The following is a 15,501-nucleotide window of genomic DNA, read 5'->3' as shown; positions in this document are numbered from 1 at the left end:
CTCCCGTCCCGCGCCGATCCCGTTCCGCGCCGATCCCGTTCCCCCTCGCTCCCGTTCGTGCCCGACGCACGACCCGATTCCACCCCTCGTCCCCATCCGTCATGCCCCATCTCCCGCCACGCCATCGGAGACCCTCATGGCACCGCTCGTGCAACGCACCATGACCGAACCGCGGGTCGACTGCGACCTTCCCGGCCCCCGCTCCGCCGAACTGCTCGCACGTCAGGGGCGCCGCGAGTCCAACGCCCGCACCTACCCGCGACACCTGCCCATCGCGCCGGCCGAAGCCTCCGGGAGCTTCGTGCGCGACGTCGACGGCAACGTCTTCATCGACTTCCTCGCCGGCGCCGGGGTGTTGTCCCTGGGCCACAACCACCCGGAGCTGGTGCGCTCCGTCGTCGCCCAGCTCGGTCTGCTCACCCACGGCCTCGACTTCCCGACGCCGATCAAGGACGAGTTCGTCGAGGCCCAACTGTCCATGCTGCCCGCGGGCATGCGGAACCGCACGAAGGTGCACTTCTGCGGCCCCACCGGAGCCAACGCCGTCGAGGCCGCGGTCAAGCTGTGCAAGATCGCCACCGGCCGCGGTGACATCGTCACCTTCCAGGGCGGCTTCCACGGCAGCACCCACGCCGCGATGGCCCTGTCCGGACTCGTGGCGCCGAAGACGGCCGTCCCCAACGGCATGCCCGGCACCCACTTCTTCCCCTTCTCCTACTGCGCCAGGTGCCCGCTCGACCTGAGCCCGGCGACGTGCGACACCAACTGCGCGACCTACCTGGAGCGTTCGCTCACCGACGGCAACGGCGGCATCCCGCTCCCGGCCGCGGTGATCCTGGAACCGATCCAGGGCGAGGGCGGCGTCGTCCCGGCCACCGCGGACTTCGTCCGCCGGCTGCGGACGATCACCCGCGAACTGGGCATCCTGCTGATCGTCGACGAGGTCCAGACCGGCTGCGGACGGACCGGGACCTGGTTCGCCTTCGAGCAGTACGACATCGAACCGGACGTCGTCGTCGCCTCCAAGGCGCTCAGCGGCATCGGCACGCCGATCGCGCTCATCCTCTACGACGAGAAACTGGACACCTGGGCGTCCGGCGCGCACATCGGCACCTTCCGCGGCAATCAACTCGCCTTCGCCGCCGGTGCCGAGGCCGTACGCATCGTGCGGCGTGACGACGTCCTGGGCAACGTGCGCCGTCGCGGTGCGCAGATCTCCGCGCGCCTGACGCCGCTGATCGCCGACCCGTGGGTGCGCGAAGTACGCGGCAGGGGGCTGATGTGGGGCATCGAGTTGGCCGATCCGGAAACCGGGCGGCCCGCGGGCGACTTCGCCGGCGCCGTGCAGTCGCGGGCGCTGCGCCGCGGACTGATCATCGAACGCGGAGGTCGCGATGACTGCGTGGTTCGGATCCTGCCGCCGCTCAACGTCACCGCCGACGTCGTGGACACCGCGTGCTCGATCCTCGTCGACGCCATCGAAATCGGCCATCCGTAGGCCCACGCCGTATCGGCCCCGGTCCGATCGGCCCGGCCCGGCGCCGATCCCGGCCGCCCGTCACCGGCAGCCCTTCGAGGAGACCTCCCCCATGGTTTTGATCGTCCAGAAGTACGGCGGCTCCTCGGTGCACAGCATCGAGCGCATCCGACGCGTCGCCGAACGTGTGGTGGCCACCCACCGGGAAGGCCACGATGTCGTCGTGGTGTTGTCCGCGATGGGCGACACCACCGACGAACTGCTCGACCTGGCCCGGCAGATCTCACCCCTCCCCCATCCGCGCGAACGCGACATGCTGCTCACGGTGGGCGAGCGCATCTCCAACGCCCTGGCGGCGATGGCGATCCGTGCCCTGGGCGAACGGGCGTGCTCGCTCACCGGTCCGCAGGCCGGCGTGTTCACCACCTCGGAGTACGGCAACGCCCGGATCGTCGAGGTGGCGCCCCAGCGCATCCGTCGGGAACTCGACCGGGGCGCCATCGTCCTGGTCGCCGGGTTCCAGGGTCTGAGTCGGGAGACCGACGACATCACCACCCTGGGCCGCGGCGGTTCGGACACCACGGCCATCGCCCTGGCCGCCGCGCTCAAGGCCGACATCTGCGAGATCCACACCGATGTCGACGGCGTGTACAGCGCGGATCCGCGAATCGTCCCGCGCGCGGCACTGCTCGACCACATCGGCTACGAGGCGATGCAGGAGATGGCCGCGGCCGGCAGCAAGGTCCTGGCCCTGCGCTCGGTGGAGTACGCCCGCCGCTGCGGTGTGCCGATCCACGTACGCTCCGCCTACGGCGACCGGCCCGGAACCACCGTGTCCGGCGCGCCCGACGACGCCGATGCCGGCCGGTCGACGATCACCGGCGTGGCCCACGACACGTCGGGGGCGAAGGTCACCGTGACCGGCGTACCGAACGATCCCGCGGCGGTGGGTCGGCTCGTGCGAACGGTCGCCGACGCCGGCGGCGAGATCGACATGCTCGTCCACAACGCGGCGCCGCCGAAGGGTGGACGCACCGACATCACATTCGTCCTGGCGGGGGAGGGCGCGCTCGCCGCCCTGGCCGCCCTGCGTGGGTGCGCCGGGGAAATCGGCTTCGAGGAGGTGAGCCACGACGAGGACGTCGGCAAGATCTCGCTCATCGGCAGCGGCATGCGCACGTGCCCCGGAGTGACCGCGACGTTCTGCGAGACGTTGGCGGCGGCCGGGGTCAACATCGAGATCATCTCGACGTCGGAGATCCGGATCTCCGTCCTGTGTCGCACGGCCCGGGTCGCCGACGCGGTCCGTGCCCTGCACACGGCGTTCCGTCTCGACACCGACGACACCGAGGAGGCGGCCCCGGTCCACGCGGGAACCGGCCGCTAGCGGGCCGGCAAGCACCGTGTACGGGCCGCCCGGTCGGCGCCGGGCAGCGCGTACACGGTGCCGCACGACGGCGGGGCGGAGCGGGGCGGCGGGATCGTGACCGGGGCCGCCCGGAACCGTCCCCCGGCCGGACACCCGACGCTTGTCAATGTCAAGCACCTCGATAGGGTGTGCGACGGCAACCTGGCGATCGTCCGGAAGGCGAGGCGGGCATGACGACCGACACCGTGGAACTGGATCGCCTGCTCCAGGAGTGCGTGCTCCGGGGCACCGCATCCGTCGTGCGCGCCCGGCACGCCGTCAACGCGCCCATGCTCGACATGTGGGCCGACGCCCTCGGCGACCCCAACCCCGTCTACCGCGACGCGGACGCCGCCGCCGCAACCGGGCGGCCCGGGATCGTCGCACCCCCGACCATGGTCCAGGCCTGGACCATGCCCCGACTGTCGGCCCTGGCCGCCACGTTGCCGCAGGTGCCCGGGTACGCGCCCTACCTGGGCGGCCAAGCGGCGAACGACGGGCCGTCGCCGACCGGCCGGGTGGACGGGAAGGGCGCCGACAATCCGGCCGCGGCCGTACATCGCCTGCTCACCGCGCACGGGTACGCCGCCCGCGCGGCGACCCGATGCCGGCAGGAGTACCACCGCGAGGCGGTCGTCGGAGACCACCTCACGTGCGAGAGCGTGCTCACGACGGTGTCGGCGCGCAAGCGGACGGCGTTGGGCGCCGGATATTTCGTCACCACCCGGATGACCTTCCGGGACGGGGACGAGGCGGACGTCGCCACGGTCGACTGGACCGTACTGTGCTTCCGCACGCCGGAGGACCGACCCGCCGACGCGCCGGCCGCCGCCGCGGATCCCTCGCCGCCGACACCCGCGAGCGGCCGCACCTGCCGCCCGCTCGCGGCGACCCCGCGGGTGGGCGACCGCACCCCCGCCACCACGATCCCGATCACCCCCACGTTCGTGATCGCGACCGCCTTCGCCACGGGGGACTTCTACGCCGCCCACCACGACGCCGACTGGACACGCGGCTCGCTCCGGCGTCCCGGCATCTTCACCAACATCCTCGCCACCACCGGTCTCGTCGGCGGCGTGGTCACCGACTGGGGCGGCCCGGCCACCCGGCTCCTGGAGGTCGACCTGCGCCTGCTCGCCCCCAACCACACGGGAGACACCCTCACCCTCGCCGGCGAGGTGACCGCCGTACACGACGACGAGACAACCCTGCGCGTCACCGGCACAAACACACTCGGCCCCCACACCCAGGCCACCATCCGCGCCCACATCCCAACCTGACGCCCCGCCGGATCGGCCGGCCGTGGGTGGCGGCGTGCTCAAAGGGTGGCGCAGGTGTCGCCTATCGCCTCGTCCAGGATGGTGAGGCCGAGGGAGAGTTCCTCCTCCGTGGCGGTCAGGGGTGGGGCGATTCGGAAGACCCCGCCCATGCCGGGGAGTTGCACGATGTTCATGTGCAGGCCGAGTTCGAGGCAGCGCCGGGTGATGCGTGCGCCCAGTTCGTCCGTGCTGCGCTTCGCCTCGCCGTCGACGGCCAGTTCGAGTCCGGCCAGCAGGCCCCGGCCGCGGATGTCGGCGACGACCGCGTGGCGCGTGGCGAGTTCGGTCAGGCCGCGGCGGAGGAACCCGCCGAGCGAGCGCGCGCGCTCGTCGAGCCGCTCGCGGATCAGGACGTCGAGGACGGTGTTGCCGACCGCGGCCGGCAGCGGGTCGGCGACGTGCGTGGTGAAGAACAGGTATCCGCGCTCGTACGCCTCCTGCTCGATCTCGGCGCTGGTGACCACGGCCGCGAGGGGCAGTCCCGCGCCGAGCGTCTTGGACAGCGTGAGGATGTCGGGGACGACGCCGTCGCGCTCGAAGGCGTACCAGGACCCGGTGCGGCACAGGCCGGTCTGCGCCTCGTCCAGGATCAGCAGCATGCCGCGCTCCCGGCATTTGTCACGCAGGGCCGCGAAGTAGCCGGCCGGCGGCTCGACGACTCCGCCCGAGCTGAGAATCGGCTCGACCAGGCACGCGGCCAGGCTGCCGGTCGACTGGGCGTCGATCAGGTCGAAGGCGAGGTCCAACTGGCGCTGCCAGTCCGGGGAACCGTCCGCCGTGGTCAGGTCGGGCCGGTACGTGTTCGGCACCGGGATGGCGAAGTTGCCCGGCGCACCGGGGCCGTAGCCCTTGCGTCCCGCGCTGTAGGTGGCGGACGCGGCGGCCTGCGTCATGCCGTGCCAGGACCGCGCGAACGAGACGATCTCGTGCCTGCCGGTGACCAGCTTGGCCATCCGGATCGCGGCCTCGTTCGACTCGGCGCCGGTCGTCAACAGCAGCACCTTCTCCAGCGGCGCGGGCAGCGTGTCGGCCAGCCGCCGGGCGAGGTCGACCACCGGACGGCTGAGCATGCCGCTGTACAGGTGGTCGAGGGTGGCCACCTGTCGCTGTACGGTCGCGACGATCTCCGGGTGCGAATGGCCCAGGATCGCGCTCATCTGGCCGGAGGTGAAGTCGAGGATCTTCCGGCCGTCCGCGGTGAACACGAAGCTCCCGGCGGCACGGTCGATGATCTCGCGGGTGAACTCGCCGCCATAGCGGACGAGATGCCTCTCGGCATCGATCCAGAAGGTTTCGGTGGACGCCGGGACGGTGGTCGAAGCAGCCATGTCTTCGACGGTAGGTCGGGTTCGAGCAACACGTCCAGCTCACAATTCCGGCTGTCCTGTTCGGGAGAACCGCACAACAATGGGGACGTGATGAATCCCTGGCGGTTGCGGCTGCTGAGCCAACTGGACACGCTGGGCACCGTCCGCGCGGTCGCCCAGGCCGCCAACCTGAGCCCGTCCAGCGTGTCCCAGCAGCTCGCCGTGCTGGAGGCGGAGACGCACACACAGCTCCTGGAACGCACGGGACGCCGAGTGCGACTGACCTCGGCCGGGCTGATCCTGGCCCGGCGGGCGCGGGCGATCCTCGACCACATGGACGGCGTCGAGGAGGAACTGCGCGGGTTCGGCGAGGAACCGGCCGGGCTGGTACGGCTGGGGGCGTTCCAGAGCGCGATCCACAGCATGGCGGTGCCGGCGGTGACCCGGCTGGCGCGCGAACATCCGCACCTGGACGTCGAGTTGCTGGAGCTGGAACCGCACGAGAGCATGCCCGCGCTGCGGGTCGGCGATGCGGACGTGATCATCACGACCACCGATTTCGACGAACTGCCGCTGGGGCCCGACCTGGACATCGTGCCGCTGACCACCGACCCGATCGTGCTGGTGGTCCCGCCGGAACACCCCGTGCTCGGGCGCGGCGCCGTGGACCTGGCGGCCTGCGCCGAGGAGCCGTGGGCATTCGACGTGCCGCAGTCGTACATGGCGAATCTGGCACTCCGGCTGTGCCGTCAGGCACGGTTCGAGCCGCGGGTGGTCTGCCGGTTCGGCAACTACATGATGACCCTGCAACACGTCGAGGCCGGACTGTCCATCGCGCTGCTGCCCGGCCTGGCGGTCGACCGCCGATACCGCGTCGCCACCCGGGAACTCGCAACCCCCGTGACCCGCACGATCACGGCGGCGATCCGCCGCGGCCCGCCACCTCGTGCGGCGGTGCGCGCCGTACTGGACGCACTGCGACACAACCCGGACCCGGCGCTCCCGGGGCACGGATAGCGGCGTCGCGTCGAACACGGGGCGGGGCCGGCGGCGAACCCGTCCGCGTCGGGTCGGGGCCGGCGGCCCGGGCGGGACCGGCATCCGGTGTGCACGTCCCGCTCCACCTCCGTCAACACGACGGGTGCCGGGCTTCGGGGCGCGCGGGGTGTCAGGTACGGCCCTGCTGTTCCTGGGCCTGCTTCAGGATCGGTGAGGCGGGCATCCAGTCGGCCCGCACCACCGGGAATCCCGCGGCCGCGTACGCCTCGCAGACCCGGGCGTCGTCGTCGACGACCATGCCGACGGTCCGCCCCCGGGCAAGTTTGCGCAGCAACTCGGGTTTGGCCACGCGGGCCGGACGGCGGTCCCGGTCGGCGCGCATCAGCAGTCGGCCGCGCGGCAGGCCGTGCCGGCGCAACCAGTCCAGGGTGTCGCGGCGGCAGCGCTCCGGGCGGCCGGTGACGTACACCACCTCGTGGGTCTCGACACTGGCCTTCGCGAGCGCGACACCCTCCTCCAGCGGCGCGTCCTGCGCCGCCGCCGCGAAGAACGCCGCCCAGTCGTGCGGACGCGACTCGACGAAGTGCAGCCGGTGACGGGTGTCGGCCACCGTGCCGTCCAGGTCGAACACGGCCAACGGACGAGACTTCACCGACACCTCCAAAACCACTCCGACTCGGCCGCGCAGTCTACGCCGGGACCGGTCACGGCGTTTCGCCGGTGTGGGATCGCGAGGGCACGCGGTCGTGGCGACCCACCCCCCCCAGCCGGCGCGCCGGACGCACGCCCGGACACCACCGAAGCACCCCCGCCCCAACGTCGGCTCGCCTCTCGGCCGGGTGGCTCTCGTCCCTTTCGGCCGCGCCACGGGGGCACGGCCGAAAGGGGTCCGCCGACCGTCTCCGCGAACGGTGTGCGGCCGACCGAGGAGGCCACCGTCCGCACAGGCGTGGCTCAGGCGCGGTAGGGAGCCACTGCCTCCTGCGCGTTCCGGAAGGCTTCGGCGAGGAAGCCGCGGCTGGTGTGGTGCCAGGGGTATTCGTAGACGCTGTTGTTGGCACCCGCGAACTGGACCGCGAGGTCGATCCATCGGTCCGACATCGCGAGCGCGAAGGTCAGGATGCTGAGGTCGTGCAGCCAGGTGGGATTGCGGCCGGCGCCGTCCTTGGGATAGGCCGCGAGGGCCGCGTCCAGGTCGGCCTGACGCTCGGGGTGCGACCAGAACGCGTCGATGTCGAAATCGGAGTCACGGTCGTTCTCGCGCAGCTGGTACTCGATGTGGGCCTGCAACACCAGGAGTGCCAGCGGGGATCCGGCCGGAGCCGCTGTCGCGACCTTGCGGGCGAACGCGTACATCTCCTCATGCGAGCCGTACCACTTGGCGGCCAGGTATTGGAGCGCGCTGTTGTGGCCGAACCGGCTGTGCGGGTCCCGGGCGAGCAGTTCGGACCAGCGGGCCTCGAACACCTCCCGCGGGGCTCCACGGCCGATGGTCACCCACAGTCGGGTGATCCAGGGCGTCGGGTCCTGCGGGGCGGCTTCGCACGCGAGCAGGCAGGCCTGCTCGGCGTGTTCGAGGATCCGGGCGAACTCGGCGAACGCCTCGGAGCTGGTGTCGCGTGCCCACCCACTGCCACGCGCCTCCCAGGCGGCGTTCACCGCGACCTGCGCCTCGACCACGAGCCGGTCGGCCGAATCGGGCTGTGCCCGGGTCCAGGCCACGAACCAGGCGGGGTTCTTCAGGACGCTGTCGGCGAGGGTCTGCGCGCAGAGGGAGCGCCGATCCCAGTTCGAGCCGATCTGTTCGAGCATCTGCGTCGCGGGCTCGAAGCGGCCGGTCCGCACCACGAAGTCGCGGGCCGCGGCCACCTCGAGGTCCAGCATGGCGGGGTCCTCGACGAAAGCCGGACCTGCGGGGGTCTCGTCAGGCCCCGGCCGACGAAACCGCTTGAAGATCGACATGAGAGCGCAGCGTAGGGCATCACCCGCACCCGAACGTGCCCGGCCCGTAGGAGAGGTCGGTGCCGGGTGGAACACGGCGCCCCGGCGCGCGGGGGACCGTGCGTTCGACCACTCGTCGATCTCCGAGGCGGGCGGGCGGTGGATGGCGAGCGCGGCCGCATCCGAAGGCCGCGGCGAGGCGGTCAGGAGTGGTGCAGGGCGTGGAATCGGGTGAGGTCCTCCAGGAGGTGCCGGGCGTCTTCCCGCGCCGCCGTGGGCAGGCGGTCGAGGAGGGTACCGGTCCTGACTCCCTCGCCGGACGTGCGCAGGGCGGTGAGCAGGCGGGTCAGGGTGTGCGCATCGAGTGTGGTGCGGGTGGTGTGTCCGCACGCGGCGACGATCCGGGCGACGCCCGTGTCGTGCCAACGCACCGGCTCGTCGGCCGGCAGCGTGACGGTCGCCTCGTCGTCCAGGGCCCGATGCGGTGCGGGCGGCGGCGACGGGAAGAAGCCGCCGGCCGTCCAGCGGCGCAGCGACAGCGTCGCCACCCACTCGCTCAGCGAGCGCTCGTCGATGCCGGAGCGGAAGAAGTCCACCGCCTGGGCCAGTGCGGGCGGCAGTTCGCCCACCACCGACGGCCCGTCGATCGGGTCGGCCGGTGCCCATGCCGGGCCCGCCAGGGGCGGCAGTCCGGCGGTTTCCATTTCCTCGCTCAGCATGGATTCGGGCGTGGGTTCCGTCAGGTACTCCGCCACCTCGAATGCCGACCGGGTGAACTCGCGCGGCAGTCCGACGTTCACGCTCGTGGCGGGGGTTTCGTCCAGTGCACTTTCACCGACGTGGTGGTAACTCGACGGCCAGTACAACATTTCGCCCGGATGCACCTCGACGGCGAACGAACCGGGCAGGTATCGCTCGTAGTCCAGTACCGACGTGACCGCCTCGGTCCATGGTCGTTCCGGCCAGAAACGCATGCGTTTGCGTCCTTGGAGCGCGAACATGAACGATGCGAACCGGTCCTTGTGTGCCCCGATCTGGGTGTGCTCGTAGTTGCCGTGGAACATCGTGGTGATCGCACTGCTCAGCGGCAGTCCGAACCGCCGGAAGGCGCCGTCGTAGAAAGCTCGTTCACGCCGCCACAGCGCGGGGTGGAAGGCGTGGAACGCCTGCACGGTCAGCGAGTAGCGGCGCCCGGCCAGGCGCTCCGCCAGGCGGTGGGCATAGCCGTCCAGCGAGCCGTCGCCGGCGCGGGGCAGCCAGCCGTCCGGGCGGGACTTGAGGTCGCGGTCCACGGCGAACCGGACGTGCTTGGGGATTTCGCCGGCGGCGTTGGCGGCGGTGGCGGCCACGGCCGAGGCGAACACGTCGTCCGGCCGGAACGGGTGCCGCTCCGGGGCGTCCGCGAGTCGGATCAGCACGGGACGTCGGTCCCAGTAGCGTGCGGCGATCAGTTCCCAGTCCAGGCCGTCGATCACGTCGACTCCCCCGGTCCGGTCCGCGATGTCGGTGCGGTGGTCGCCCCGTGGCGTCGTCATGGTTGCGTCTCCGTCTTCGGTGTCAACCGCCCGTCCGGGTCGCCCGGCTCACCCGGATCGACTGGCTCGTCCGGATCAACCGGCTCGTCCGGCCCGACCGGCTCCAGCGCGCGGGTGCGATACAGCGCCCGCAGCAGTGCCAGGACGCCGTCCTCCCGGGCCGGATGGCCGGCCGCGCCGACCCGCCCGAGCAAGTCGCGTACCGCGGTGCGGCGTTCCGAGTCGAGTTCGGCCAGGACCCGGGCCGCCAGGGTGCCGCGTACCGGGAGCAACAGCCCGTTGACCGCCCACACTTCGCGGTCCGCGCCCTCGCGCACCCGAAGCACCTGCGCGCCGAGCCGGACCCGCGAGTCGGCGCCCGGGCCGAGGTCGGTCGCCGGGCGCGGTTCCGGGACGGGTTCCAGGCCCGCCGCGGAGCGCCGAGCCGCCCAGCGCCGCCGCACCGCCCGCTCCAGCTCCGCGTCGGGGCCGTCGATCACCCGGCGGAGCACGTCGGCCACTTCGGCGAATTCGCCGGAGACCGGCGTCGAGCCGTCGGGGTTCTCCGGCGGCGGATAGGGCAGATACGGCATCGCTCGGTCCGCGAGGGGGTCGCGGCGCACCAGGTCCAGGAGCACCGTGCGCACGGCCGGCAGCGCGGTCGTGGGATCGGTGGGCACCAGGATCCGCAGCACGGCGGCCCGGTCGCGATACACCTCGCCCGCGTCGTCCGGCGCGCTCGCGGCCGGACGGTACAGCAGATCGCCCGCCCGTGCCCCGGGCCCGAAGGTGCCGCCGAGCACCCAGGTCAACACATCCGTGCCGGGCGCCGGCGTGGAGGCGGAGCAGCCGTGGCCGAAGCTCAGTTCCGCCGTCAGCGGCAGCGCCGGCCATCCCGCCCGGCGCCACAGTCCGGCCAGCGCGTCCCGGGTGCGCGCCCATCGGGCGAAGTTCAGCACGAAGGGATGACGGATCGTCAGGAGCCAGCCCTTCCCGCCGAGTTCCCGATCCAGTCGGTCCGCGTAGCGGTCCCGGTCGAGGTCGTCCTCGGTGGGCAGCAGGGCCCCGGGGGCGGCCAGGCGGCCGTCGACGGTGAAGAACCGGACGGCCGACACCGAACGCGGCCGCGCACCGGCCCGAAACGGCCCACTCATCCTGACCGCGGTACCGAATGCCTCCGCCGCGTCCACGGGAGGGGTCACACCGGTGGCATGGACCGGCTCGCGGCCCCACGCGTGGGCGCAGCGCTTCTCCCACGCGGTGTCGGCGTACGCGGGCCCGGTTCCCGCCGATCCGACCGCCGGGCCGCTCACGACGCCTCCTCCGTGGCTGCGGAACGGGCGGGTTCGTCGGGGGTGGTCGCGCCAGGGGCGCGTACATCGGGCGTTGTCGCGGACGCCGCGGGTACGTCCGGCCCGGTCCTGGGCCGGGCGAGTTCCTCCAGGTGGATGCGCACGGCGCCCGCGCTCCACTCGTAGCCGACCCGCCGGCCCGCCCGGGGCCAGTCGAAGTCGACCCGGCCGGCGTCGTGGGACCACCGCAGTCGTACGCCGAGCGCGGGATCCGACAGGGTGCGCACCTCCCCCGTGGGCGGCGTGCCGAGGCTCACGACCGCGTCGCGCAGGGCCGGGCCGAGGGCGCCCAGGGCGGCGTCACGGTAGCGGTGGAGGCCGGCCGTGGGGAACTCCGGGACCTCCGCCTCGGGGCTCTCCTCGGCCGGAACGGGCGCGGCCGTGAACGGCTCGGCGGCCGGGACCATCGCGAGCAGCGGCCCGCCCGAGGCGGCGCAGAAGTAGTACGGCACGTCCCAGCGCCCCAGTTGCCGCTTCTCGTCGATGCCGAACGGTTCCCCGTCCGGGTACACGTCGTCGGTCACGGCCCGCAATCTCGCGTCGATGGCCCGCGCGTAGTCGGCCGTCGGGCGCGGCACGATCCGGATGTACAACCCGGGGCAGCCGCGTTCGAGCTCACCGCGCAGGGCCTCCCGGTGGCGGGAGAACAGCGTCCATGCGTCGAACATGCCGCGGAGCATCGCCGGCAGGTAGGGCGCGCGGCCGATCCGTCCCTCGGTGTCGGCGACGGCCGACGGGACTGCCGTGCGGGTCAGCGGCCGGTCCATGGGGGCCAGGCGCGGCACACCGGTGCGGGGCGAGCGCCGCCACACGAGGGCGCCGCCCTCCTGGTCCGGCCAGTCGGCGGTGTCCTCCAGCCCGGGCGGGAACTCCCCGAGTGCGGCGGGCGGGTGGGTGGGGGCCGGGCTCGGTTCGCTCGCATCCGGTGCCGGGGCCGCCCGTACGTCCGAGCCCGAGCCCGGGCCCGGGACCGTGGCCGAGTCCGGGCCGCGATCCGCGTCGGAGACCGGCGCGGGATCGGCATCGGCCCGCGGGCCGAGGTCGGCGTCGGCGTCGGCGTCGCCCGCCGGGTCGCGGTCCGGTGGCAACAGGCCCGTGGCCCGGAGTCCGGTCAATCCGGTGAAGTAGCACTCCAAATCCACCGGATACAACATCGGCTCGTCGTCGGGGCGATGCGGCCTGGCGCCGGCCAGGATGTTGCCGCCGATCAGGTCGGAGATCCCGAAGGCGACGCAGGCGGCGGCGAGATTGCCCGCCCGCCGCCAGAACCGCGCCGCGTCCTCGGGAGCGAGCACGGTACCGGTCATCGTCCAGCGGCCGTCGACCCGCACGGCGCCCTGCTCGGCCGGCGGTTCGATCCACTCCTGCCAGCTGTACCCCGCCGCCCCGGGACCGGACCCGGTCCACGTGCCCAGCACCGGCAGGCGTACCGGTCCGGACGCCTGCGGCAGGGCGTTGATGCGGGCGAACAGGCCCGCACCGTGGCCGGTTCGGTCACCCTCGGCGAGGAACAACGCCTCGCCGTTCGCCGGCCGCGGCTTGTACGCGACCCGCCCGCCACCGGCGAGCCGCAGCCGCATCACGCGTAATCCCCCGTTGTGGGTTTCCGTGCCCTGGGCCGACAGTTCGGTGACCGGGCCGCGCAGTCGCGCCTCCCGGGGCCAGTCGGGCGAGCGCAGGTCGGTGCGCAGTCGGGCGAGGAAGAGGTCCAGTGCGGCGCACAGTTGTCCCGTGCGCTGCTCCGCGAGGCGGTCGGCGACGTCCGGCGGGGAGTTGAAACACGCGGTGAAGACGGCGCCCAGGGTGGCGCCGAACGCACCGGAGTGGACCGGGTCGAGCAACCCGGGTGCCAGTACGTCATCCTCCACGGCGGAACCGGACCGCACACACCAGGCGTCGAGCCGCTCCAACGCCCGCCGCAGCGGCGCGAATCGCTCCTCCCCCAGGAGCGCCGCCACCTCGTCGGCGTCGCGCCCGCCGCCGAGCGCACGGTCCGGCGCCAGCGTGTCGTGCGGTCCGTCGGTGACGACGGGCGGGAAGAACTCCGGGGCGCCGTGCACTCGTACCCGCCGAATCAGGCGGCCGAGTACGGGCCCGCGGTCGAGCACGTGCCCCGGGAGCGTGGTGGCCATGGCGAATCATCCTTCCGCCCTGCGAGGAGGGCGCCGACGAGTCCGGGAACGAGCCGGATGCCGCGCCCGGCGGGCACGGCATCCGGCAATCAGGCTCGGCCTCAGGCCGGGCAGTACCCGTAGTGGGTACAGCTGGTCGGCGGGCGGAGCCTGTCGTCCACGAGCTCGAACTCCAGGTCACCGACGAGGATGTCGAAGGAGTCGTCCTCGTTCGCCGACTCCACGCGGAGTTCCGTATTGCGCAATTCCATGTGTGCGATCTCCCTTCGTGCCCTCGGTGACAACCGTGTCGACACACGGGTCGTGGGCACGTGCCCCCGTGCACGCCGACAGTTCTCATCATTGGCCGGAGCGGAAACCGACGGGAGCCGAATTCAGGTCACTTGTGCGCCGCCCGACGCCTCCGGTTCCGGGCCCACCCGGACCACCGGCGACCGAGGACGTGCATGCCGTGCCGGGGCCGAACGCGGTGGACCGAAACGTTCCGGCACCGCTCCTCCGATGCGGCCGGCCCGGCGCCGTGGGCCACTTGGCCGGTCGCTCGACCGGTGGCGCAATCCGTGTGGGCCCGCCCCGATCGAGGGTCGGGCCGGCCCCTGCCCCTGCCCCGCAGCAGGAACGCCCCGAAGCTGTGTCCGAAGGCGAAGCGGGCACCGGTGGCCGCGCGCACCGCCTCGATGTCCGCGGCCTCGACCTCGACGCCGTACCGGTCCCCTTGCGGGCCGCTGGTCCCACGTCCGCGTCGCTCGATCGTATGTACCGTGAACCGGTCGGCGAGTGCGGCAGGCAAGCCGGCCTGACGGATGCCGACTTCCGCGGGCGTTCGGGCAAGTCCCGTGGCCGTGTGCGGCATTGCTCGGACTCGACAGCGGTCGCCCCTCGGGCGGCTCACGTCGGCGACCCGGGACCCTCTGCCGACGTGGGTCGACGGTCACGGCATGATGCCGGTAAGCCTCGCCGGATACGGGAGGTCGAGGGGGATCGGATCCGTACTCGCGTGCGCGATCGTCCCGCCGTCATCGACAGGGGAACGCAATCCGTGCTGTGCCCATTCTGCGGCGGGCAACCCGCCGTCCCAGGCCCCTGCGCCGGCTGCGGCAGGCAGGTACCCGCGCAACTCGCGCCGGGCCCGCCGTGCTGGGCGCCTTTCCCGGCCGGCCCGGTCCGGCCGATCCACCGCCCGCTGCGCGGGCTTGCGATCACGCTCTACGTCATGTTGGGGGTCTCGGCTCTCGTTTCGGCGTCCGCGGTCGTTTCGCTGCTCTACCGCGCGGGGCTGTGGGACGACATCGCGCACGGCCGGCAGCCGAGCCGGAATCCGAACGACGTGAACGACACGCTCGCCCCGTTCTGGCACGCGTACGCGTTCGTGCAGCTCGCCCTGATCGTGGTGTTCGTGATCTGGTTCCACGCCGCCCGCGGCAACATCGACGCGTATCCCGGTCGTCAGGGCCGAACACTTTCCCGTGGTTGGGCGATCGGCGGTTGGTTCTGCCCCGTGGTCAATCTGTGGTTCCCGCCGATGATCGCCCAGGAGGTGTGGCGGGCCAGTGACCCTCGCGCACCCCACGTCGGCGGCGCCACGCCCGGACGGCTCGTCCTGGTGTGGGGCTGGTGGATCACCTTCGCCGGCGGACAGCTGGCCGGAGGGCTTTTCCGCCTGCTCGGCCCCGAAGGGGACCCGGACACCTCCTCGCCCACCTTCGACCCGATCGACGCCGAGGCCGCCCACGCAGCCGGTCTCGCGCGTACCGCGATCTTCGTACTCCAGATCGTCGCCACGGGCCTTGCCATCGCCCTGGTCGCCCGCATCACCGGGTTCCAGAACGAACGGGCACAGGCGGCGCAAGCGCCGGTATTCGGCCCCCCGATCAACACCCTCCCACCGTCCGTACCCGGCTATGCGACGGCCGGTCTGCCGGTCCCTCCCAACACGAACCGCACGAACCGCACGAACACAGGGCTCTGACAACTCCGCGGGCCCGGGACCCTCGGGTGCCGGGCCCCGTGTGCCGGGCCTCGTACCCCGGTCCTGGTACGGCCCCCCGGGGA

The 15,501-nt window shown here is 72.6% G+C and carries 12 protein-coding genes; 5 read left to right on the top strand and 7 right to left on the bottom strand.

Annotated elements, in window-relative coordinates; all coding sequences use genetic code 11:
- Window positions 1-136 precede the first annotated feature (136 nt).
- The 3 genes from ACZOOI_RS41280 (at window position 137) to ACZOOI_RS41270 (ending at window position 4,165) form a co-directional block, all read left to right on the top strand.
- The gene (locus ACZOOI_RS41280; protein ID WP_465281953.1) at window positions 137-1,498 is read left to right on the top strand and encodes an aspartate aminotransferase family protein; all 1,362 of its coding nucleotides are present in this window, start codon (window positions 137-139) and stop codon (window positions 1,496-1,498) included.
- 91 nt (window positions 1,499-1,589) lie between these two features.
- Window positions 1,590-2,864, top strand: a complete 1,275-nt coding sequence (locus ACZOOI_RS41275; RefSeq protein ID WP_465281952.1) for an aspartate kinase — start codon at window positions 1,590-1,592, stop codon at window positions 2,862-2,864.
- 212 nt (window positions 2,865-3,076) lie between these two features.
- Window positions 3,077-4,165 (top strand): FAS1-like dehydratase domain-containing protein, encoded by a 1,089-nt coding sequence (locus tag ACZOOI_RS41270; protein ID WP_465281951.1) that lies wholly within the window; start codon window positions 3,077-3,079, stop codon window positions 4,163-4,165.
- Between the two features lie 38 nt (window positions 4,166-4,203).
- Here the strand turns inward: ACZOOI_RS41270 and ACZOOI_RS41265 are convergent, their stop codons facing one another.
- Window positions 4,204-5,532, bottom strand: coding sequence for an aspartate aminotransferase family protein (locus ACZOOI_RS41265; protein WP_465281950.1), 1,329 nt, complete (start codon window positions 5,530-5,532; stop codon window positions 4,204-4,206).
- 90 nt (window positions 5,533-5,622) lie between these two features.
- Here ACZOOI_RS41265 and ACZOOI_RS41260 point away from each other — a divergent pair, with 90 nt between their 5' ends.
- On the top strand, window positions 5,623-6,528 hold the full coding sequence (locus ACZOOI_RS41260; protein ID WP_465284151.1) for a LysR family transcriptional regulator: 906 nt from the start codon (window positions 5,623-5,625) through the stop codon (window positions 6,526-6,528).
- A gap of 151 nt (window positions 6,529-6,679) precedes the next feature.
- On the opposite strand, the gene ACZOOI_RS41255 is transcribed toward ACZOOI_RS41260, so the two are convergent.
- The 6 genes from ACZOOI_RS41255 to ACZOOI_RS41230 all read right to left on the bottom strand — a co-directional run bounded on the left by ACZOOI_RS41255 (window position 6,680) and on the right by ACZOOI_RS41230 (window position 13,700).
- Window positions 6,680-7,162, bottom strand: a complete 483-nt coding sequence (locus tag ACZOOI_RS41255) for a phosphatase domain-containing protein (RefSeq protein WP_465281949.1) — start codon at window positions 7,160-7,162, stop codon at window positions 6,680-6,682.
- 302 nt (window positions 7,163-7,464) lie between these two features.
- Window positions 7,465-8,394 (bottom strand): DUF4034 domain-containing protein, encoded by a 930-nt coding sequence (locus ACZOOI_RS41250; protein WP_465281948.1) that lies wholly within the window; start codon window positions 8,392-8,394, stop codon window positions 7,465-7,467.
- 260 nt (window positions 8,395-8,654) lie between these two features.
- Window positions 8,655-9,986, bottom strand: a complete 1,332-nt coding sequence (locus ACZOOI_RS41245; protein ID WP_465281947.1) for a JmjC domain-containing protein — start codon at window positions 9,984-9,986, stop codon at window positions 8,655-8,657.
- A complete protein-coding gene (locus ACZOOI_RS41240) occupies window positions 9,983-11,278 on the bottom strand; it encodes a hypothetical protein (protein ID WP_465281946.1) in 1,296 nt (431 codons plus the stop codon). The genes ACZOOI_RS41245 and ACZOOI_RS41240 overlap by 4 nt, the downstream gene beginning before the upstream one ends.
- The gene (locus tag ACZOOI_RS41235) at window positions 11,275-13,449 is read right to left on the bottom strand and encodes a DUF4135 domain-containing protein (RefSeq protein WP_465281945.1); all 2,175 of its coding nucleotides are present in this window, start codon (window positions 13,447-13,449) and stop codon (window positions 11,275-11,277) included. Before ACZOOI_RS41235 ends, ACZOOI_RS41240 begins: the two co-directional genes overlap by 4 nt.
- Window positions 13,450-13,550: 101 nt before the next feature.
- Window positions 13,551-13,700, bottom strand: coding sequence for a hypothetical protein (locus ACZOOI_RS41230; RefSeq protein ID WP_391584599.1), 150 nt, complete (start codon window positions 13,698-13,700; stop codon window positions 13,551-13,553).
- 962 nt (window positions 13,701-14,662) lie between these two features.
- Between ACZOOI_RS41230 and ACZOOI_RS41225 the strand changes: the two genes are divergently transcribed.
- On the top strand, window positions 14,663-15,418 hold the full coding sequence (locus ACZOOI_RS41225; protein WP_465281944.1) for a DUF4328 domain-containing protein: 756 nt from the start codon (window positions 14,663-14,665) through the stop codon (window positions 15,416-15,418).
- The last annotated feature ends 83 nt before the right edge of the window (window positions 15,419-15,501 follow it).

It is taken from the genome of Embleya sp. L77 (assembly GCF_055557415.1).
This window is presented reverse-complemented; position numbering and strand designations above follow the sequence as displayed.